The sequence below is a fragment of the Streptomyces sp. NPDC058086 genome (genome assembly GCF_042885015.1).
GTDB lineage: Bacteria > Actinomycetota > Actinomycetes > Streptomycetales > Streptomycetaceae > Streptomyces.
On record NZ_JBHVST010000015.1, the window covers coordinates 112512 to 133253 of the forward strand.

Sequence of the window (20742 nt, forward strand, 5' to 3'; positions counted from 1 at the left end):
TCGAGACCTTCCGAGGGGTTGACGTAAAAGGGGACCCCCCTTCGAAGGTCGAAAGCCGGTGCGTCATAATTGCTTGTGAATGTGAACGCGTTCACAAGCGTGTCCCGATTGTCCCATGATGCCTGTAGCAAAAGGGGCAAACTGCCGCTGTAACCATGGTGGCGTAAGGAGACTGATGACGTGGAACTGGCTTTGGCACCGGAGACTCTGGCTCGGTGGCAGTTCGGCATCACCACCGTCTACCACTTCCTCTTCGTCCCTCTGACGATCTCGCTCGCCGCTCTCACGGCGATTCTGGAGACCGCCTGGGTGCGGACGGGCAAGGAGCACTACCTCAGGGCGACCAAGTTCTGGGGAAAGCTGTTCCTGATCAACATCGCCATGGGTGTCGTGACCGGCATCGTGCAGGAGTTCCAGTTCGGCATGAACTGGTCCGACTACTCGCGCTTCGTCGGTGACGTGTTCGGTGCCCCGCTGGCCTTCGAGGCCCTGATCGCCTTCTTCTTCGAGTCCACCTTCATCGGGCTGTGGATCTTCGGCTGGGACAAGCTTCCGAAGAAGGTGCACCTCGCCTGTATCTGGGTGGTCTCCATCGGCACGATCTTGTCGGCGTACTTCATCATGGCGGCCAACTCCTTCATGCAGCATCCGGTCGGCTACCGGCTGGTGAAGAAGGCGGACGGCACGATGCGTGCCGAGCTGACCGACTTCCCCAAGGTGCTCTTCCAGGAGACGGCGCTCGTCAACTTCTGGCATGTGATCAGCGCGTCCATCCTGGTCGGCGGCGCCTTCATGACCGGCATCGCCGTCTTCCACCTGCGCAAGAAGCGGCACGTCCGCACCATGCGGATGTCGCTGCGGCTCGGCCTGGTCACCGCTCTGGTCGGCACGCTCCTCACCGTCGTCAGCGCCGACACCCTGGGCAAGGTGATGTACGAGCAGCAGCCGATGAAGATGTCGGCCGCCGAAGCCCTGTGGGACTCGCAGCAACCCGCGCCCTTCTCGCTCTTCGCGTACGGCGATGTCGCCAAGGGCCACAACACCGTCGCCATCGAGATCCCGGGGATACTCTCCTTCCTCGCCAAGAACGACTTCAACGCCAAGATTCCCGGCATCAACGACATCAACAAGTCCGAACAGGAGAAGTTCGGGCCCGGTGACTACCGGCCCAACATCCCCACCGCCTACTGGGCGTACCGCTGGATGATCGGCTTCGGCGGGGTCTCGATGGCCCTGTGTACCGCCGGCCTCTGGCTGACCAGGCGGAAGTTCTGGCTGGCGCCGGAACACCGCACCGGGGACGAGGACGTCCCGAAGCTCATGCTCACCAAGAACATGGAGCTGACGCCGAAGCTCGGCATCTGGTGGTGGCGGCTGTCCCAGTGGACGTTGATCTTCCCGCTCATCGGCATCTCCTGGGGCTGGATCTTCACCGAGACGGGGCGTCAGCCCTGGGTGGTGTACGGCCTGTTGAGGACCAGGGACGCGGTCTCGCCCGGGGTCTCCCAGGGGGAGGTGCTGACCTCGCTGATCGTGTTCACCCTCATCTACGCGATCCTCGCCGTCATCGAGGTGAAGCTGATGCTCAAGTACGTGAAGCAGGGGCCGCCGGAGCTCACCGAGGCCGACCTCAACCCGCCCACCAAGATCGGCGGCGACCCCCATGACGCCGACAAGCCGATGGCCTTCTCCTACTAGGCCCAGGGAGCTGCTGAGTCATGGAACTCCACGACGTCTGGTTCGTCATCATCGCGGTCCTGTGGACCGGCTACTTCTTCCTGGAGGGCTTCGACTTCGGGGTCGGCGTCCTCACCAAGCTGCTGGCCCGCGACCGCACCGAGAAGCGGGTCCTCATCAACACCATCGGACCCGTCTGGGACGGCAACGAGGTGTGGCTGCTCTCGGCGGGCGGCGCGACCTTCGCCGCCTTCCCGGAGTGGTACGCCACGCTCTTCTCCGGCTTCTATCTGCCGCTGCTGCTCATCCTGGTCTGCCTGATCGTGCGCGGAGTCGCCTTCGAGTACCGGGTGAAGAGGCCCGAGGAGCACTGGCAGCGCAACTGGGAGGCGGCGATCTTCTGGACCTCGCTCGTCCCCGCGTTCATGTGGGGCGTGGCCTTCGGCAACATCGTGCACGGAGTGAAGATCGACAAGAACTTCGAGTACGTGGGCAACTTCGGTGACCTGCTCAACCCGTACGCGCTCCTGGGCGGTCTGGTCACGCTGACGCTGTTCACCTTCCACGGGACCGTGTTCGTGGGGCTCAAGACCGTCGGGGACATCCGGGAGCGGGCCCGCAAGCTTTCGCTCGGGGTCGGGCTGGTGGCCGCCGTGGTGGCACTCGTCTTCCTGATCTGGACCCAGGCCGACAATGGCGACGCGAAGTCCCTGGTCGCGTTGATCGTGGCCGTGGTCGCCCTCGTCGCCGCGATCGCGGTGGCCCAGACGGGGCGTGAGGGCTGGGCGTTCGCGCTGTCGGGGCTCACCATCGTGGCGGCCGTCGCGATGCTCTTCCTGACGCTCTTCCCGAACGTCATGCCGTCCTCGCTCAATGCGGACTGGAGCCTGACGGTCACCAACGCCTCGTCGTCTCCGTACACCCTGAGGATCATGACCTGGTGCGCGGGAATCGCCACCCCGATGGTCCTGCTCTACCAGTCTTGGACGTACTGGGTGTTCCGCAAGAGGATCGGTACGCATCACATCGCCGCGGATGTTGCGCACTGAGTCCGACCTTATGGGCTGAATGCGACCTCATCGATCAAGTCCTACCCAAGGGCATGTTTCACGTGAAACATGCCGGATGAGCCAAGGGTGTGTTTCACGTGAAACCAATCGATCCGCGTCTGCTGCGGTACACCCGTGCCACTCGCTTCTTCCTCATGGCGGTCGTGGGGCTGGGTGCGGCCGGGGCGGCGCTGGTCATTGCCCAAGCGATGCTCATCGCCGAAGTGGTCGTCGGTGCTTTCCAACACGGCCACTCGGCTTCCGAACTCCGGACGCCCCTGGTCCTGCTGGTCGCGGTCGCCATCGGGCGGGCGGCTGTCTCCTGGCTCACCGAACTCGCCGCACACCGGGCGAGCGCGGCGGTCAAGTCGGAGTTGCGAGGGCGGTTGCTGGAGCGGGCCGCCACGCTCGGCCCCGGGTGGCTGAGCGGGCAGCGGACCGGGTCACTGGTCACCCTCGCCACGCGGGGGGTGGACGCGCTCGACGACTACTTCTCGCGCTACCTCCCCCAGTTGGGACTCGCGGTCGTGGTGCCCGTGGCCGTGCTTGCGCGGATCGTCACCGAGGACTGGGTGTCGGCGGTGATCATCGTCGTCACCCTGCCGCTCATCCCCGTCTTCATGGCGTTGATCGGCTGGGCGACCCGGTCCCAGATGGACCGTCAGTGGCGACTGCTGTCCCGGCTCTCGGGGCACTTCCTGGATGTGGTCGCCGGTCTGCCCACGCTCAAGATCTTCGGGCGGGCCAAGGCGCAGGCCGAGTCGATCCGGCGGATCACCGGCGAGTACCGCCAGGCGACCATGCGGACGCTGCGGATCGCCTTCCTGTCGTCCTTCGCGCTGGAGCTGCTCGCCACGATCTCGGTCGCCCTGGTCGCGGTGACCATCGGGATGCGGCTCGTCCACGGCGACATGGATCTGTACGTCGGGCTCGTCATCCTCGTCCTCGCCCCCGAGGCATATCTGCCGCTGCGACAGGTGGGAGCGCAGTACCACGCCGCCGCCGAGGGGCTTGCGGCGGCGGAGGAGATCTTCTCGGTGCTGGAGACCCCGGTGCAGGCCACCGGCTCTCTCGTCGCGCCGGAGGGCGAGATAGGCTTCGAGGGCGTGACGGTCCGGTATCCGGGGCGCTCCGGGGATGCGGTTTCCGATGTCTCCTTCGTGGTCGGGCCCGGTGAGACGGTGGCCCTCGTCGGACCGAGCGGTGTGGGCAAGTCGACGCTGCTGAACGTGCTGCTGGGGTTCGTGGAGCCCGGCTCGGGGCGGGTACGGATCGGGGGAGTCGATCTCGCCGAGGCCGATGTGGAGGAATGGCGGTCCCGGGTGGCGTGGGTGCCTCAGCGGCCGCACCTCTACGCCGGCTCGATCGCCGACAACGTACGGCTCGCCCGGCCCGACGCCGACGACGCGGCGGTGCGCCGGGCGCTGGCCGAAGCGGGGGCGCTGGAGTTCGTGGACGCCCTGCCCGACGGCGTCGGGACGGTTCTCGGCGAGGACGGCAGCGGACTCTCCGCCGGGCAGCGCCAACGTCTCGCGCTGGCCCGGGCGTTTCTCGCGGACCGGCCCGTGCTGCTCCTCGACGAGCCGACGGCCTCGCTGGACGGGGCGACGGAGGCGGAGGTCGTGGCGGCGGTGCGCAGGCTCGCCGTCGGCCGGACGGTGCTGCTGGTGGTGCACCGGCCCGCGCTGCTGGAGGTGGCCGACCGGGTGGTGCGGCTCGAGGCCGCGGCGTCGGTCGTCGCGACCGGTTCCGTCCACGGCGAGGGCACGAAGGAGCTCCGGCCGGTCGAGCCCGAGGGCGTGCCCTCGGCCGCTACGGAAGAGGCCCACCCGGCCCCTCCGCGGCGCGGAGGCGTACTCGCCCGGGTCCGCGCGATGGCCGGCCCCCGGAGTGGTCGTTTCGCTCTCGCCCTTCTCCTCGGGAGCCTCGCCCTCGGAAGTGCCGTCGGGCTGATGGCCACCTCCGGGTGGCTGATCTCGCGGGCGTCGCAGCAGCCGCCGGTGATGTACCTGATGCTGGCCGTGACCGCCACGCGGGCGTTCGGGATCGGCCGGGCCGTCTTCCGGTACGCGGAGCGACTCGTGTCGCACGACGCGGTGCTGCGGATGCTGGCCGACACGCGGGTCGCCGTCTACCGGCGCCTTGAGCGCCTGGCCCCCGCCGGACTGCGGACGGCCCGCCGGGGCGATCTGCTGTCGCGGCTCGTGGCCGACGTGGACGCCCTGCAGGACTACTGGCTGAGGTGGCTGCTGCCCGCCGGGGCGGCGCTCCTCGTGTCCGCCGCCTCCGTCGGCTTCACCGCCTGGCTGCTTCCCGAGGCCGGGGCCGCCCTCGCCGTCGGGTTGCTGGCGGCCGGGGTCGGTGTCCCGCTCCTGACCGGCGCCGTGGCGCGCCGCGCGGAGCACCGGCTGTCCCCCGCCCGCGGCGCCCTGGCGACCCGGGTGACCGACCTCCTCACCGGCACGGCCGAGCTGACGGTCGCGGGCGCGCTGCCCACCCGTACGGCCGAGGCGCGACGGGCCGACACCGTGCTGACCCGCATCGCCTCCCGGGCCGCCACCGCGACCGCGCTCGGCGACGGGCTCATCGCGCTGGCGACCGGACTGACCGTCGCGGCGACCGCCCTCGTGGGCGCCCAGGCCGTCGCCGGCGGGCGACTGAGCGGCGTGGCGATGGCCGTGGTCGTCCTCACCCCGTTGGCCGCGTTCGAGGCCGTCCTGGGGCTTCCGCTCGCCGTCCAGTACCGACAGCGGGTGCGCAGGAGCGCGGAGCGTGTGTACGAGGTGCTGGACGCCCCCGATCCCGTACGCGAACCGGAGCTCCCGCAGCCGGCGCCCGCGTCGCCGTTCCCGCTGCGCGTACAGGGGCTCCGGGCGCGCCATGCCGGACAGGACCGGGACGCACTCGCCGGCCTTGAGCTGACCCTCGAACAGGGCCGCAGGGTCGCCGTCGTCGGCCCCTCCGGCTCCGGCAAGACCACGCTCGCACAGGTGCTGCTGCGGTTCCTGGACGCGGAGGCGGGGACGTACACACTGGGCGGCACGGACGCGTGCGGGATGGACGGGGACGACGTACGCCGACTGGTCGGGCTCTGCGCCCAGGACGCGCACCTCTTCGACAGCACGGTGCGCGAGAACCTCCTGCTGGCCCGGAAGAACGCCACCGAGGCCGAGCTGCGCGACGCGCTCGCGCGGGCCCGGCTCCTGGAGTGGGTGGACGGACTGCCCGACGGGCTCGACACGCTGATCGGCGAGCACGGGGCGCGGCTGTCCGGTGGTCAGCGCCAGCGGCTGGCGCTCGCTCGCGCGCTGCTGGCCGACTTCCCCGTGCTCGTTCTCGACGAGCCCGCGGAACATCTCGACCTGCCGACGGCGGACGCGCTCACCGCGGACCTGCTGGCGGCGACCGAGGGCCGTACGACGCTGCTGATCACGCATCGGCTGGCCGGTCTCGCGGCGGTGGACGAGGTGATCGTGCTGGCGGCGGGACGGGTGGCGCAGCGGGGTGCCTACGCGGAGCTGTCGGTGGTGGCGGGGCCGTTGCGGGAGATGCTGGAGCGGGAGGCGGCGGGGGATCTGCTGGTCGGCGCGGCGGCGCGCTAGCGCCCCCGGGCAACATCTCAACTTTCCGGCCCAAAGGGGACTAACTACTCTCGAAGCATGTCAGTGGTGCCCGCCTCCCCCCGTCCGGACAGCGGCCCGGACGTGCCGCGGCTGCTGGAGGCGGTGCGGTCGATCGGGTCGGGGCTGGAGCTGCACTCGACGCTGGACCGGATCTGCGAGAAGGCGGCCGAGCTGGCGGACGCGCGCTACGCCGCCATCGGGGTCGTGGCGGAAGACGGTGAGGGACTCGCGGACTTCGTCTTCCACGGCGTCGACGAGGAGACCGCCCGGCGGATCGGGCAGCTGCCCGACGGACACAAGGGGCTGCTCGGGGCGCTCATCCACGACCCGGCGCCGGTACGGCTCGCGCAGCTGGACGAGGACACGCGCGCGTGCGGATTCCCCGAGCACCATCCGGCGATGCGCAGCTTCCTGGGGGTTCCGATCCGGGTGCAGGGGGAGATCTTCGGGAATCTGTACCTGGCCGAGAAACGCGGCGGCGGCCCGTTCACCGACGACGACCTCAACATGGTCCGCGTGCTGGCCGCGGAGGCGGGTATCGCGATCGGCAACGCCCGGCTGTACGAGGCCGCCCAGCAACGCGAACGGTGGATCGACGGATCGGTGGCCGTGACCCGGGCACTCCTGTCGGCCGACGACGCCGAGGACGCCCTCCAGGTCGTCGCGGAACAGGCCCGCAGGCTCTCCGGATCGGTGGCCGGGGTCGTGCTGCTGCCCGCCGCGGAGGGCGGTCTGGAGATCAGCGCGGTCGCCAAGGACCGCCCGTCCAAGGTGCTGGGAGCCGTCGTCCCGCCGGAGAGCGAACTGGTCGCCGAACTCCTCGACGGAGAGGCCGTGTTCCTCGACGACGCGGCCACCGACCCGCGCATGGTCACCGACTTCGCCCGCGAGTACGGGCCGACGATGATGCTTCCCCTCCAGTGCGGCGGCCGTCTCCTGGGAGCCCTCGTCACTCCCCGGGAACGGGGCGGGCGTCCTTTCACCGAGACCGAGCGCACCCTCGCCACGCACTTCGCCTCGCAGGCCGCGCTCGCGCTGATGATGGCCGAGGCACAGCGCGACCGGGAGCGGCTCGCGGTCTACGAGGACCGCGACCGGATCGCCCGTGACCTGCACGACCTCGTCATCCAGCGGCTGTTCGCCACCGGGATGCTGTTGGAGAGCGCACAGCGCAACTCGGCCGTGCCCGAGGTGCGGGAGGGCGTCGAAAAGGCGGTCGATGAACTCGACGTCACCATCCAGGAGATCCGCACCGCCGTCTTCGCGCTCCAAAAGGGACCTGCCGAATCGCCGTCCGGGCTGCGCACGCGGGTGCTGCGGGAGATCAACATGGCCGCCGTGCCGCTCGGCTTCAGGCCCACGCACCGATTTGTCGGGCCCGTCGACACGGCGGTCGGTGAACTCACGGGCAAGAACCTCATCGCGGCTTTGCGCGAGGCCCTCTCCAACGCCTTCCGGCATGCCGGGGCCTCCCGTATCGACGTCGTCGTCGACGCGACCGTCGTCCTGCCGGACGGCCGACAGGGTGTCCGGCTGACCGTCGCGGACAACGGCGTCGGCATCCCCGAGGGCGGCCGGCGCAGCGGCCTGCGGAACCTCGGGCGGCGCGCCGAGTCGCTGGGCGGCGACAGCTGGTACGGACCGGGGCCCGGGGCCGATGGCGGCGGCGGCGGCGGTACGACGGTGGTGTGGCAGGCGCCGCACGCTCCGCAGGCGGAACCGGTTTAGAACCCCGGGCACGGGACCGGTTCGGAACCCCGGGCGCGGTACCGCTTCGGAACGCCGGGCACGGGACCGGTTTGGAGCTCTGGGCGCGGGATCGGTTCGGAGTTCTGGGCCGCTGTGGGACCGCCGGTCCTGCCCAGCCGCTCCTACAGCCGCTCGGCGAGGATCTTCTCGATGACGACCGCCACCCCGTCCTCGTTGTTGGCGACCGTGCGACCGGAGGCCGCGGCGATCACGGCGGGGTGCGCGTTGCCCATCGCGTACGACGTGCCCGCCCAGGTCAGCATCTCGACGTCGTTCGGCATGTCTCCGAAGGCGACGACCTCTTCGGGGGAGATACCGCGCTCGGCGCAGCACAGTTCGAGCGTGCTGGCCTTGGAGACGCCGGGGCCGCTGATCTCCAGCAGGGCGCTGGGGCTGGAGCGGGTGATGGTGGCGCGGTCGCCGACGGCACGACGGGCCACGGTGAGGAAGGCGTCGGGGTCGAGCTCGTGGTGGAAGGCGAGGATCTTGAGCACCGGTTCGCCGGCGCCGGGGGCGTCCGGGGCCAGGAGCCGCTCGGCGGTCGCGAGGGTGTCGGGGATCTCCATGTGCAGCTTGGGGTACGCGGGCTCCTGGTAGAAGCCGTACGTCTGCTCGACGGCGAACACGGTGCCAGGCGCGGCCTCCCGCAGCAGTCGTACGGCGTCGAGCGCGTTCTCCCGCGCCAGCTCGCGGACCTTGACGAACCGGTGGGCGCCGGGGCCGCCGTGCAGGTCGACCACGGCGGCGCCGTTGCCGCAGATCGCCAGGCCGTGGCCGTGGACGTGGTCGCTGACGACGTCCATCCAGCGGGCCGGGCGGCCGGTCACGAAGAAGACCTCGATGCCGGCCTTCTCGGCGGCGGCGAGGGCGGCGACCGTGCGCTCGGATACGGACTTGTCGTCGCGCAGGAGGGTGCCGTCGAGGTCCGTGGCGATCAGGCGCGGCGGAAGGGCGGCTGCCGGGGTCTCTGGCTGTCGGGTCGCTGAGGTCACCGGGCCATTCTCGCGCATATGCCCGCACGGCCGTGCGGGAGCCCGCACATGTGAGTGGTTACCGCTCTCACCAGTACCGTTACACCCCGCTGCCGCCACCCCCGCTGCCGCCGGCCCCGCTGTCGCCGGCCGTCAGGCCAGCTGTGCCGGGGCCTCCATGGCGATCTGCTCGAAGACCTTCTCGTCCGCGGCGAAGTCCGAGTCGGGGATGGGCCAGTGGATCACGATGTCGGTGAGGCCCAGCTCCGCGTGCCGGCCCGCGAAGTCGACGAACGCGTCGAGGGACTCCAGCGGACGGCCACGGTCCGGGGTGAAGCCGGTGAGCAGGACTTTGTCGAGTTCGGACACGTCACGGCCGACCGTGGCGCAGGCGGCGGCGAGCTTCTCCACCTGTCCGCGAATGGCCTGAACCGACTGTTCAGGGGTGCCCGTTTCGTACAGCTTGGGGTCGCCGGTCGTCACCCAGGCCTGCCCGTGGCGGGCGGCGAGCCTCATGCCGCGCGGGCCGGTGGCTGCCACCGCGAAGGGCAGTCGGGGCCGCTGGACACAGCCCGGGATGTTGCGCGCCTCGTGTGCCGAGTAGAACTCGCCGTCGTGGGAGACCGCGTCCTCGGTGAGGAGGCGGTCGAGCAGCGGTACGAACTCGCCGAAGCGGTCGGCGCGCTCGCGCGGGGTCCAGGGCTCCTGGCCGCTCTTCAGAAGCGTCGTGGCGTCGAATCCGTTGCCGCCCGCGCCGATGCCCAGGGTGATCCGGCCGTTCGAGATGTCGTCGAGGGAGATCAGTTCCTTGGCGAGGGTCACCGGGTGCCGGAAGTTCGGCGAGGTCACGAGCGTGCCCAGGCGGAGTCGGTCGGTGGCGGCGGCCGCTGCGGTGAGCGTGGGCACGGCACCGAACCAGGGGCCGTCCCGGAAGGTCCGCCACGACAGGTGGTCGTACGTGAACGCGGTGTGGAAGCCGAGCTGCTCCGCACGCTGCCAGGCGGCACGCCCGCCTTCGTGCCAGCGGAGGTACGGCAGGATCACAGTGCTCAGACGCAGACTCATGCATCGAGCGTAAGCGGAGCCGCAGGGTGGTCGTGGCCACCGCGTGATCGCTCCACCGGCGCCCCTTGACCGACCGGCCGGTGGACGATCAGTGCGGGCCGGGGAAGCGCAGATACTTCGGCGGCACGGCCTCGGTGAGCCACACCCCGTTCGCGCTGACCCGGAAGACATGGCCGTCGCGGTGCATGGCGGCGGCGTCCACGCCGAGCACGACGGGCCGGCCGCGGCGGGCGCCGACGCGGGTCGCGGTCTCGCGGTCGGGCGAGAGATGCACGTCGTGCCGGTTCATGGGCCGCAGCCCCTCGGCCCGGATCGCGTCCAGATTGCGGGCCACGGTTCCGTGGTAGAGGTACTCCGGCGGAGTCGCCGGGGGCAGTCCGAGGTCGACCTCGACGGAGTGGCCCTGGCTGGCGCGGATGCGGGTGCCCTCCACGGCGAAGCGCCGCTTGTCGTTCGTGGCCACCACATGGTCCAGCTCCTCGCGGGTGATCCGGAAGCCGTGCGCCGCCGCTGCCGCGATCAGCGTGTCGATCTCGACCCAGCCTCCCTCGCCGAGCGTGAGCCCGATCCGCTCGGGCTGATGCCGCAGATGCTTCGAGAGGTACTTCGACACCTTCACGGTGCGTCTTTCATCCATCGGTTCGTTCATCCTGCCAGCGTGCCTGGCGAGAGGCGGGTCACGCATTTGATTTTGGTTCGGAGGTTTGATCCACAAGCAAGTCCGGTTATCCACAGGTGAATTGACGAATCTGTGGACAACGCACAGAAGATTCAGGGGATTTCATCAACAATGCTGTGATTGTTGTAATTTGAAGTGAGATGGTCCAAGGTCCTGGCCTGGACCTCCCGTTCGACGGCAGCCGTGACGAAGGCCGCCACCTGCTCAGCACCAACCAGGTTCTCCATGGCCCGCATTGTGGCGACGGGGAGCTGAACGGAACGCGTCTCGTCCGTAGGTTCCTCGGACCGCCCCGCCCCAAGACGCTCACGCAGGTGCCGGGTCGCGAACAGCCGCATGGCGCGCGCCAGTTCCGCGTCCACCGTCTGCTGCGCGAGCGGTCGCAGACGGCGTACGAGGGAGGCCGCCTCGGCCGCCTCCGCGTCGCTCGGCGGATGCTCACCGAGATAGCGCGCGAAGACGTGCTCGGTCGTGAACTCCAGGAAACGCGCTGCGATGTGCTCGACCTTGCCCCTCAACTCCCGCAGATGGCCCGAGATCGCGGACAGCGGAACGCCGGCCGCGTACAACTCCACCGCCACGGCGAGCTCTTGGGGACTCGGGACCAGATACACCTCGCCGTCGCCGGGGACGCGCTCCAGCACTCCGAGCTCCACCGCCTCCGCCACCGCCGCGTCGTCCGGACTGCCGCCGAACCGCTCGTCCAGCTCGGCCCGCGACATGCGCACGGCCTCCTCGTCGGTCCACGGTCCGTCGACCTCCGCGACCAGCCCGAGGATCCCGCCCAGCCCCCGGCCCGCGTCCCAGGCCTCCAGGAGTTCCTTGATGGAGGCCAGGGTGTAGCCGCGGTCCAGGAGGTCGGCGATCTGCCGCAGCCGGGCCAGATGCGCGTCCGCGTACACGTTGGCGCGACCGCGCCGCTCGGGGCGGGGGAGCAGCCCACGGTCCTGGTAGGCGCGGATCGTCCGGACCGTGGCGCCGCTGTGGTGCGCCAGATCCTCGATGCGGTACGCGACCCGGACCGGCTCGTCGTTCACGCTGCCTGCCTCCCGACCCCCTGGGTACTACGCGACGGCCCCGCGCGGCGAGCCCTCCCCCGAGGGATGGTACGACCCCCGCGGACAACGGGACATGGCCGTGCCGAGCTCCTCCCGGGCGGGCAACAGGCCCTTGCGTACAGCCCTGTTGCGGGCGATCGCGAACCTCACAGCGGTGGCTCCATCCGCGCGATCGCGCGCAGCGCCCTCGGTGCCAGCCGGGACATCAGGCGGGCGCCGTGCGCCTCGGGGGTGACGGGCACGACCGCCTGGTTGCGGACGACCGCGCGCAGGATCGCGTCGGCCACCTTCTCCGGCGGGTAGTTGCGCAGCCCGTACAACCGCGCCGACTTCTTCTGGCGGCGTTTCTCCTCGCTCGCGTCCACCCCGGCGAAGTGCGCGGTCGAGGTGATGTTCGTGTTGACGAAACCCGGGCAGATCGCCGAGACGCCGATGCCCTGCCCGGCCAGCTCCGCGCGCAGGCACTCGCTGAGCATCAGCACGGCCGCCTTCGAGGTGCTGTAGGCGGGCAGCGCCTTCGAGGGCAGGTACGCCGCCGCCGACGCGGTGTTGACGATGTGGCCGCCCTGTCCACGCTCGGCCATCTGCCTGCCGAAGAGCCGGCAGCCGTGGATCACGCCCCACAGGTTGACGTCGAGGACCTTCTTCCAGTCCTCCGGCGTCGTGTCGAAGAAGGACCCGGACAGTCCGATCCCGGCGTTGTTCACCAGCACGTCCACCACGCCGTACTCGCCCGCGACCCTTTCGGCGAGCTTCTCCATGGCCTGCTCGTCGGAGACGTCGGCCGTCTCGGCCCAGGCTTCGGGGGAGCCGATCAGCCGGGACATCTCCGCCGTGCGGGCCGCGCCCTGCGCGTCCCGGTCGACGGCCACCACACGCGCGCCGGCCTCGGCGAACGCCAAGGCGGTGGCCCGTCCGATGCCGCTGCCCGCGCCGGTGACCAGCACGAGCTGCCCGCCGAACCGGTCGGCGTACCTGCCCGTGGCGATGGTGTCCCGCACCGGCACGCCGTCCTCGTTGGCGTGCACGAAGTCGGTGATCCAGGAGGCCAGTTGGTCGGGCCGTGTACGCGGGATCCAGTGTTTGTCCGGGAGGGTGCGACGCACCAGCTGCGGGGCCCACTCCTCCAGGTCGTCGTAGAGCCGCTCGGAGAGGAACCCGTCCCCCAGGGGCGTGACGAGCTGCACGGGCGCGTGCGCGTAGGCGTCCGGGCGTGGCCTGCTCAGCCGGGCCCGCACATTGTCGCGGTACAGCCACGCGCCGTGCGCCGCGTCCGTCGGCAACGAGGAGGTCGGATAGTCGCCCGCGGGCACCTTCTCGACCCGCCGCAGGATCTTCGGCCACTGCTTGCCGAGGGGGCCGCGCCAGGCGAGCTCCGGCAGCACGGGCGTGTGCAGCAGGTACACGTACCAGGACTTGGCGCCCTGGCCGAGGAGCTGGCCGACCCTGCGCGGGGTGGGCCGCCGCACGCGCCGCTTGATCCAGTGGCCGAAGTGGTCGAGGGACGGCCCGGACATGGAGGTGAAGGAGGCGATCCGGCCCTGGGTGCGCGCGACCGTGACGAACTCCCAGGACTGCACCGAACCCCAGTCGTGCCCCACCAGGTGCACCGGGCGGTCGGGGCTCACCGCGTCGACGACGGCCAGGAAGTCGTCCGTCAGCTTCTCCAGGGTGAACCCGCCCCGCAGTGGCCGCGGGGCCGTCGACCCGCCGTGGCCACGGACGTCGTACAGCACCACGTGGAAACGCTCGGCCAGGCGGGTCGCGACCTCGGACCACACCTCCTTCGAGTCCGGATAGCCGTGCACGAGCACCACCGTGGGCCCCGCCGGATCGCCCAGCTCGGCGACGCACAGCTCGATCCCACCCGTCCGCACCCGGCGCTCGCGCGCGCCTTCGAGAGTCACGAGAGTCACTTCTCCTTCGCCCAGCGCCGCACGGTACGTGTCCGTAACGTGACACTGGCGAATGTGACAGTTGTTAGAGGCTGCGTCAATAGACCTGCGTGGCACCTGTGGACAACCGGTCCGATGTGGATAAACCCCCGCCGGTTGTTCGACTTCAGGGGGACCCCTACGGGCCCGTACGACTGGAGTCTGACGCGGATACAGCTCCGTGGGTTGACGACCGCTGTGGCGTGCGCCACTACCTTCGACAACGTGACTGTGATCGCGACCGAAAGCCTGAGCAAGCGGTACCCCCGGGTGACCGCTCTTGACCGGCTCTCCGTGGACGTCGGACCCGGTGTGACCGGACTCGTCGGAGCCAACGGAGCTGGCAAGTCCACACTGATCAAGATCCTGCTGGGTCTCTCCCCCGCCACCGAGGGCCGCGCCCAAGTGCTCGGACTCGATGTCGCCACCCAAGGCGGCGCCATCCGTGAGCGGGTCGGGTACATGCCCGAGCACGACTGCCTGCCCCCCGACGTCTCGGCCACCGAGTTCGTCGTCCACATGGCGCGCATGTCCGGGCTCCCGCCGGCCGCAGCCCGCGAGCGCACCGCGGACACCCTGCGCCACGTCGGACTGTACGAGGAGCGCTACCGCCCCATCGGTGGCTACTCGACGGGCATGAAGCAGCGCGTCAAGCTCGCGCAGGCCCTCGTCCACGACCCCCAGCTGGTCTTCCTCGACGAGCCGACCAACGGCCTCGACCCGGTCGGCCGCGACGAGATGCTCGGCCTGATCCGCCGTATCCACACCGACTTCGGGATCTCGGTCCTGGTCACCTCGCACCTGCTGGGCGAGCTGGAGCGCACCTGCGACCACGTCGTGGTCGTCGACGGCGGCAAGCTGCTGCGGTCCAGCTCCACCACGGACTTCACCCAGACCACCACGACCCTCGCCATCGAGGTCACCGACACCGACGAGCACCCGGACGGCACCAAGGCGGTCCGCGAGGCGCTCCACGCGCGCGGGGTCGAGACCCACGACGGCAGCGGGCTGCCGGGCGCCGGCCACATCCTGCTGCTGACCGCCGAGGGCGAGGAGACCTACGACCTCGTCCGCGACGTCGTCGCCGACCTCGGCCTCGGCCTGATCCGGATGGAACAGCGCCGGCACCACATCGCGGAGGTCTTCCGCGAGGAACAGACGGACGGGACGGACGTGCAGGGCGTACGGAAGGAGGCAGTGGGCCATGGCAGTTGAGCAGTCCCTCACCCCGCGTGGTGAGCAGACCCGGATCCACGACATCGGCTACCGCCACTACGACGGCCCGCGCCTGGGCCGCGCCTACGCCCGTCGCTCGCTGTACTCGCAGTCCCTGCGCGGCTCCTACGGCCTGGGCCGCTCGGTCAAGTCCAAGGTGCTGCCGATGCTGCTCTTCGTGGTGATATGCGTCCCCGCACTCATCATGGTGGCCGTCGCGGTCGCCACCAAGGCGAAGGCCCTGCCGGTCGACTACACGCGTTACGCGGTCATCATGCAGGCCGTCATCGGTCTGTACGTCGCCTCCCAGGGACCGCAGTCCGTCTCGCGCGACCTGCGCTTCAAGACCGTGCCGCTGTACTTCTCACGCCCCATCGAGACCGTCGACTACGTACGCGCCAAGTACGCGGCGCTGGCCTCGGCGCTGTTCATCCTGACGACCGCGCCGCTGATCGTGCTCTACGTAGGGGCACTTCTGGCGAAGCTCGACTTCTCCGACCAGACGAAGGGCTTCGGACAGGGGCTGGTCTCCGTGGCACTGCTGTCGCTGCTCTTCGCGGGGATCGGCCTGGTCATCTCGTCGATCACCCCGCGCCGCGGCTTCGGCATCGCGGCCGTCATCGCGGCGCTGACCATCTCCTACGGAGCCGTGTCGACCGTCCAGGCCATCGCCTTCAACCAGTCCAGCTCCTCGGCCGTGCCCTGGCTCGGCCTCTTCTCTCCCATCACGCTCATCGACGGGGTGCAGACGGCCTTCCTCGGCGCCACCTCCGCCTTCCCCGGCGGTGAGGGCCCCTCGTCCGGGCAGGGAGTCGTCTACCTCGTCGTCGTCCTGGGGCTCATCGCGGGCTCCTACGGCCTCCTGATGCGCCGCTACCGAAAGGTCGGGCTGTGACCACGCTCAACATCGACCATGTCTCGCGCTGGTTCGGCAACGTGGTGGCGGTCAACGACATCACGATGACGATCGGCCCCGGCGTCACCGGCCTGCTCGGCCCGAACGGCGCCGGGAAGTCCACCCTCATCAACATGATGGGCGGCTTCCTCGCCCCCTCCACCGGCACCGTCACCCTCGACGGCCGGCCGGTCTGGCGCAACGAACAGATCTACAAGCACATCGGCATCGTCCCGGAGCGCGAGGCGATGTACGACTTCCTCACGGGCCAGGAATTCGTCGTCGCCAACGCCGAGTTGCACGGCCTCGGAGCGAAGGCCGCTCAGCGGGCGCTCGCCACGGTCGAGATGGAGTACGCGCAGGACCGCAAGATCTCGACGTACTCCAAGGGCATGCGGCAGCGCGTAAAGATGGCCTCCGCGCTCGTCCACGACCCGTCCCTGCTGCTGCTCGACGAGCCCTTCAACGGCATGGACCCGCGCCAGCGCATGCAGCTCATGGACCTGCTGCGCCGCATGGGCGACGAGGGCCGCACGGTGCTGTTCTCGTCCCACATCCTCGAAGAGGTCGAACAGCTCGCCGCCCACATCGAGGTGATCGTCGCCGGACGGCACGCGGCCAGCGGCGACTTCCGCCGCATCCGCCGCCTGATGACCGACCGCCCGCACCGCTACCTGGTGCGCTCCAGCGACGACCGGGCGCTGGCCGCCGCGCTGATCGCCGACCCGTCGACGTCAGGCATCGAAGTGGACCTGGCCGAGGGCGCGTTGCGCATCCAGGCGGTCGACTTCGGCCGGTTCACGGCGCTGTTGCCGCGCGTCGCGCGCGAGCACGGCATCCGGCTGCTCACGGTCTCGCCGTCCGACGAGTCCCTCGAGTCCGTCTTCTCGTATCTCGTCGCGGCGTAGGAGGCCAAGATGTACGACCCCACAGTCGCCCGGCTCACCTATCGAGCCTTGCTCGGCCGCCGCCGAGCCCTCATCCTCGGTGCGCTGCCCGTCCTGCTCATCGTGATCTCCGCGGCCGTACGCAGCTTCGCCGGAGCCGACGACCAGGTGGCATCGGACCTGCTCGGCGGGTTCGCGCTCGCCACGATGGTGCCGATCATCGGCGTCATCGCCGGCACCGGCGCGATCGGCCCCGAGATCGACGACGGCTCGGTGGTGTATCTGCTGGCCAAGCCCCTGAAGCGGCCGACGATCATCTTCACCAAACTGATCGTCGCGATCGCCGTCACCATGGCGTTCTCCGCCCTGCCGACGTTCATCGCCGGCATGATCCTCAACGGCAACGGCCAGCAGGTCGCCGTCGCCTACACCGTGGCGGCGCTGGTCGCCTCGATCGCGTACGCCGCGCTGTTCCTGCTGCTGGGGACGGTCACCCGGCACGCGGTGGTCTTCGGGCTCGTCTACGCGCTGGTCTGGGAGGCCCTGTTCGGGTCGCTGGTGTCCGGCGCGCGCACGCTCAGCGTCCAGCAGTGGGCGCTCGCCGTGGGCCACAAGGTCACCGGCGGCGACCTCGTCACCTCGGACGTGGGCCTGCCCACCGCGACGGTGCTCCTGGTCGTGGTGACCGTGCTCGCCACCTGGTACGCCGGGCAGCGGCTGCGGTCGCTGACGCTGGCCGGCGAGGAGTGAGCCGGGGGTTCCACGCGCGCGTGCCGGTTGTCGCCACGTACGCGCGCGTGGCGCCCCCTCTTTTTCTTTGAAGGCCTTTCTTCGACGGCCTTTCTTTGAGAGTGGCTTCACCTTTTTTCTTGACAGTGGCTTCACCTCTGTCCCGGCACACTGGGCGGAGGGGACGCGCGGCTAGGAGGAACGGGGATGGCGGAACCGCAAGGCGAGGAACAGAGGGAGACCGAGGACGTCTGGGACGGCCTCGTACTGGACGAGAGCTTCATACGGTCGGCCGAGACGACCGAACCGTCCGCCCGCGCCCGTATGCTCGCCGCCCGCTGGCGCGAGGGGGGACCCGACCCGCAGCCCTGGCGCTCCGACGAGCCGCCCGCTGGGTGGTTCTTCAGCAAGGCACGTCGGCGCAGGTGGCGCCGCCGGTAACCCCCTTTGAGGGGCGGCTTTATTCAGTGGCGCCCAAGTCGGCGTACGGGCACAGTAGTTATGTCCAGGCCGCCGCATCGAGTCGGCGCCACGTTCTGGGAGAGGAGCGCGACGATGCCCATGAGTAGCAGTCCGTCGAGCTCCCTACAGGGCAGCCCGCGGCAGGCTCCGGAGTAGTTACCCCTCCGTTGGAGCCCGCCCGCACGGGGGGCTGCCCGGGGCGGCCGCTTCGAGCGCGCGTACGCCGCGCGGGCCGCCCACCCGGAGGATTGGCCGAGAGGTAAGGCACCGGCTTGCTAAGCCGTGGTCGGGGTCAACCCCGCGCGCGTTCGATCCGCGCATCCTCCGCGAGACGTTGTCACCGGGACCTGGCAGGGTTGGGGTGCTCACAGGGCATCCGGCACTGCCGGCATCCGCCTCGGGCTGTGTCCGCACCCGCTAGCCCAGCAACCGCTCCAGCACCACCGCTATGCCGTCCTCCTCGTTCGAGGACGTCACCTCGTCCGCGACGGCCTTGAGCTCGTCGTGGGCATTGGCCATGGCCACGCTGTGGGCCGCCCAGGCGAACATCGGGATGTCGTTGGGCATGTCACCGAAGGCGATCGTGTCCGCGGCCTTCACACCGAGGCGACGGGCGGCGAGGGACAGCCCCGTGGCCTTGGAGAGGCCGAGGGGGAGGAGTTCCACTATCCCCGCACCCGCCACGGTGACGCCGACCAGGCCGCCCGCGACCCTGGCCGCCACCGCGGCCAGTTCGTCGTCGGAGAGCGTGGGGTGCTGCACGTACACCTTGTTCAGAGGGGCCGACCAGAGGTCCGTCGCGTCCCTGATCGGGACGACCGGGAGCGGGCCGTCCTGCCTGCGGTAGCCGGGGCCGACCAGTACCTCGCCGTCGAGCCCGTCGCGGCTCGCGGCCAGCAGCAGCGGGCCGACCTCCGCCTCGATCTTGGCGAGCGCGAGCCCGGCCAGCTGCCGGTCCAGCGTCACCGAGGTGAGCAGCCGGTGCTCCCCCGCGTCGTACACCTGCGCGCCCTGGCCGCACACCGCGAGACCCTCGTAGCCGAGGTCGTCGAGTATGTGCCGGGTCCAGGGCACCGCGCGCCCGGTGACGACGATGTGCGCGGCGCCCGCCGCGGTCACCGCGGCGAGTGCCTCACGCGTGCGCTCCGAGACCGTCTCGTCGGAACGCAGCAGCGTGCCGTCGAGATCGGTCGCGACGAGCTTGTAGGGGAACGATCCGGTCGGACCCGTGGATCCGACCGGACCGGTGGATCCGACCGGACCGGTCGCCCCGGCGGCGGCGGTCACTTGGAGATCGGCTCCAGAACCTCACGTCCGCCCAGGTACGGACGCAGCACCTCGGGCACCCGCACGGAGCCGTCGGCCAGCTGGTGGTTCTCCAGGATCGCCACGATCGTGCGCGGGACGGCGCACAGCGTGCCGTTCAGCGTGGCGAGGGGCTGGACCTTCTTGCCGTCGCGCATGCGCACGGACAGGCGGCGGGCCTGGAAGCCGTCGCAGTTCGAGGCCGAGGTCAGCTCGCGGTACTTGCCCTGGGTCGGGATCCACGCCTCGCAGTCGAACTTGCGGGACGCGGAGGCGCCGAGGTCGCCCGAGGCCACGTCGATGACCTGGAAGGGCAGCTCGAGGCCGGTCAGCCACTGCTTCTCCCAGTCCAGGAGCCGCTTGTGCTCGTTCTCCGCGTCCTCGGGGTCGACGTACGAGAACATCTCGACCTTGTCGAACTGGTGCACGCGGAAGATGCCGCGGGTGTCCTTGCCGTACGTGCCGGCCTCGCGGCGGAAGCACGGCGAGAATCCGGCGTAGCGCAGCGGCAGCTGGTCGGCGTCGAGGATCTCGTCCATGTGGTACGCCGCGAGGGGGACCTCGGAGGTGCCGACCAGGTAGTAGTCGTCCTTCTCCAGGTGGTACACGTTCTCCGCGGCCTGGCCGAGGAAGCCGGTGCCCTCCATGGCGCGCGGGCGGACCAGGGCCGGGGTCAGCATCGGGGTGAAGCCGGCCTCGGTGGCCTGCGCGATCGCCGCGTTGACGAGGGCGAGCTCCAGGAGCGCGCCGACACCCGTCAGGTAGTAGAAGCGCGAGCCGGAGACCTTGGCGCCCCGCTCGACGTCGATGGCGCCGAGCGCCTCGCCGAGCTCCAGGTGGTCCTTGGGCTCGAAGCCCTCGGCGCCGAAGTCGCGGATCGTGCCGTGCGTCTCCAGGACGACGAAGTCCTCCTCGCCGCCGACCGGGACGTCCGGGTGGACCAGGTTGCCGAGCTGGAGGAGCAGACGCTTGGTCTCCTCGTCCGCCTCGCGCTGTTCGGCGTCGGCGGTCTTGACGGCGGCGGCGAGCTCCCCGGCCTTCTTCAGCAGCTCGGCCTTCTCGTCGCCGGACGCCTTGGGGATCAGCTTGCCGAGCGCCCTCTGCTCGGATCGGAGCTCGTCGAAGCGGACGCCGGACGACCTGCGCCGCTCGTCGGCAGAGAGGAGGGAGTCGACGAGGGCGACGTCCTCTCCACGGGCGCGCTGGGAGGCGCGAACACGGTCGGGGTCCTCACGGAGCAGGCGAAGGTCAATCACCCCTCAAGGCTACCGGTGCGCGCTTCCGGCCATCGACTCGATATTCCGCTCCGTCACTTCTGTGACGTCATGAGTGAAATGCCGGACCGAAATTCCTTGATCATCAATGATCGTCCATGAGCGCCGGTCCGCGTCAATAAAAGGGACGGTACTCCCTGAAACGGGGCAGACGGTAGTCATGGGGTTGA

16 protein-coding genes and 1 tRNA gene are annotated in these 20742 nt (G+C 70.1%); 10 read left to right on the forward strand and 7 right to left on the reverse strand.

The features are described 5' to 3' along the window. The first annotated feature begins 180 nt into the window (after positions 1-180). From ACFVWD_RS14790 to ACFVWD_RS14805, 4 genes are all read left to right on the forward strand, one after another. Complete coding sequence (locus ACFVWD_RS14790) at positions 181-1698, forward strand: cytochrome ubiquinol oxidase subunit I (RefSeq protein WP_095853723.1); 1518 nt, start codon at positions 181-183, stop codon at positions 1696-1698. Positions 1699-1718: 20 nt separating this feature from the next. Next, positions 1719-2726 (forward strand): cytochrome d ubiquinol oxidase subunit II, encoded by a 1008-nt coding sequence (gene cydB, locus ACFVWD_RS14795; protein ID WP_389596239.1) that lies wholly within the window; start codon positions 1719-1721, stop codon positions 2724-2726. Positions 2727-2824: 98 nt separating this feature from the next. Beyond that, a complete protein-coding gene (gene cydD, locus ACFVWD_RS14800) occupies positions 2825-6328 on the forward strand; it encodes a thiol reductant ABC exporter subunit CydD (RefSeq protein WP_389596241.1) in 3504 nt (1167 codons plus the stop codon). Between the two features lie 57 nt (positions 6329-6385). After that, positions 6386-8077 (forward strand): GAF domain-containing sensor histidine kinase, encoded by a 1692-nt coding sequence (locus ACFVWD_RS14805; protein ID WP_389596243.1) that lies wholly within the window; start codon positions 6386-6388, stop codon positions 8075-8077. Positions 8078-8220: 143 nt separating this feature from the next. On the opposite strand, the gene ACFVWD_RS14810 is transcribed toward ACFVWD_RS14805, so the two are convergent. From ACFVWD_RS14810 to ACFVWD_RS14830, 5 genes are all read right to left on the reverse strand, one after another. Then, entirely contained in the window at positions 8221-9108 is an 888-nt protein-coding gene (locus ACFVWD_RS14810; protein ID WP_389596245.1) for a Cof-type HAD-IIB family hydrolase, read from the reverse strand. 114 nt (positions 9109-9222) lie between these two features. After that, positions 9223-10134 (reverse strand): LLM class flavin-dependent oxidoreductase, encoded by a 912-nt coding sequence (locus ACFVWD_RS14815; protein ID WP_389596246.1) that lies wholly within the window; start codon positions 10132-10134, stop codon positions 9223-9225. 88 nt (positions 10135-10222) lie between these two features. Continuing rightward, a complete protein-coding gene (locus tag ACFVWD_RS14820; protein ID WP_168517548.1) occupies positions 10223-10771 on the reverse strand; it encodes an RNA 2'-phosphotransferase in 549 nt (182 codons plus the stop codon). Positions 10772-10905: 134 nt separating this feature from the next. Next, a complete protein-coding gene (locus tag ACFVWD_RS14825; protein WP_389596248.1) occupies positions 10906-11850 on the reverse strand; it encodes a MerR family transcriptional regulator in 945 nt (314 codons plus the stop codon). Between the two features lie 167 nt (positions 11851-12017). Next, a complete protein-coding gene (locus ACFVWD_RS14830; protein ID WP_389596306.1) occupies positions 12018-13778 on the reverse strand; it encodes an SDR family oxidoreductase in 1761 nt (586 codons plus the stop codon). Positions 13779-14036: 258 nt separating this feature from the next. Between ACFVWD_RS14830 and ACFVWD_RS14835 the strand changes: the two genes are divergently transcribed. The 6 genes from ACFVWD_RS14835 to ACFVWD_RS14860 all read left to right on the forward strand — a co-directional run bounded on the left by ACFVWD_RS14835 (position 14037) and on the right by ACFVWD_RS14860 (position 18320). After that, the gene (locus ACFVWD_RS14835) at positions 14037-15020 is read left to right on the forward strand and encodes an ABC transporter ATP-binding protein (protein ID WP_360263881.1); all 984 of its coding nucleotides are present in this window, start codon (positions 14037-14039) and stop codon (positions 15018-15020) included. Next, a complete protein-coding gene (locus tag ACFVWD_RS14840; protein ID WP_389596250.1) occupies positions 15010-15915 on the forward strand; it encodes an ABC transporter permease subunit in 906 nt (301 codons plus the stop codon). The genes ACFVWD_RS14835 and ACFVWD_RS14840 overlap by 11 nt, the downstream gene beginning before the upstream one ends. Then, entirely contained in the window at positions 15912-16823 is a 912-nt protein-coding gene (locus tag ACFVWD_RS14845) for an ABC transporter ATP-binding protein (protein WP_168493479.1), read from the forward strand. Before ACFVWD_RS14840 ends, ACFVWD_RS14845 begins: the two co-directional genes overlap by 4 nt. A 9-nt stretch (positions 16824-16832) precedes the next feature. Next, on the forward strand, positions 16833-17552 hold the full coding sequence (locus tag ACFVWD_RS14850) for an ABC transporter permease (protein WP_351423878.1): 720 nt from the start codon (positions 16833-16835) through the stop codon (positions 17550-17552). A 186-nt stretch (positions 17553-17738) separates the two neighbouring features. Further along, complete coding sequence (locus ACFVWD_RS14855; protein WP_168509608.1) at positions 17739-17972, forward strand: hypothetical protein; 234 nt, start codon at positions 17739-17741, stop codon at positions 17970-17972. Between the two features lie 263 nt (positions 17973-18235). Then, a tRNA-Ser gene (locus ACFVWD_RS14860) sits at positions 18236-18320 on the forward strand. A 90-nt stretch (positions 18321-18410) separates the two neighbouring features. Here the strand turns inward: ACFVWD_RS14860 and ACFVWD_RS14865 are convergent. Together ACFVWD_RS14865 and serS are read right to left on the reverse strand one after the other, a co-directional pair. After that, complete coding sequence (locus tag ACFVWD_RS14865) at positions 18411-19280, reverse strand: HAD family hydrolase (protein WP_389596252.1); 870 nt, start codon at positions 19278-19280, stop codon at positions 18411-18413. After that, positions 19277-20554 carry a serine--tRNA ligase gene (gene serS / locus ACFVWD_RS14870; RefSeq protein WP_389596254.1) on the reverse strand — a complete coding sequence of 426 codons (1278 nt, stop codon included), beginning with the start codon at positions 20552-20554 and terminating at the stop codon, positions 19277-19279. Before serS ends, ACFVWD_RS14865 begins: the two co-directional genes overlap by 4 nt. Positions 20555-20742 lie beyond the last annotated feature (188 nt).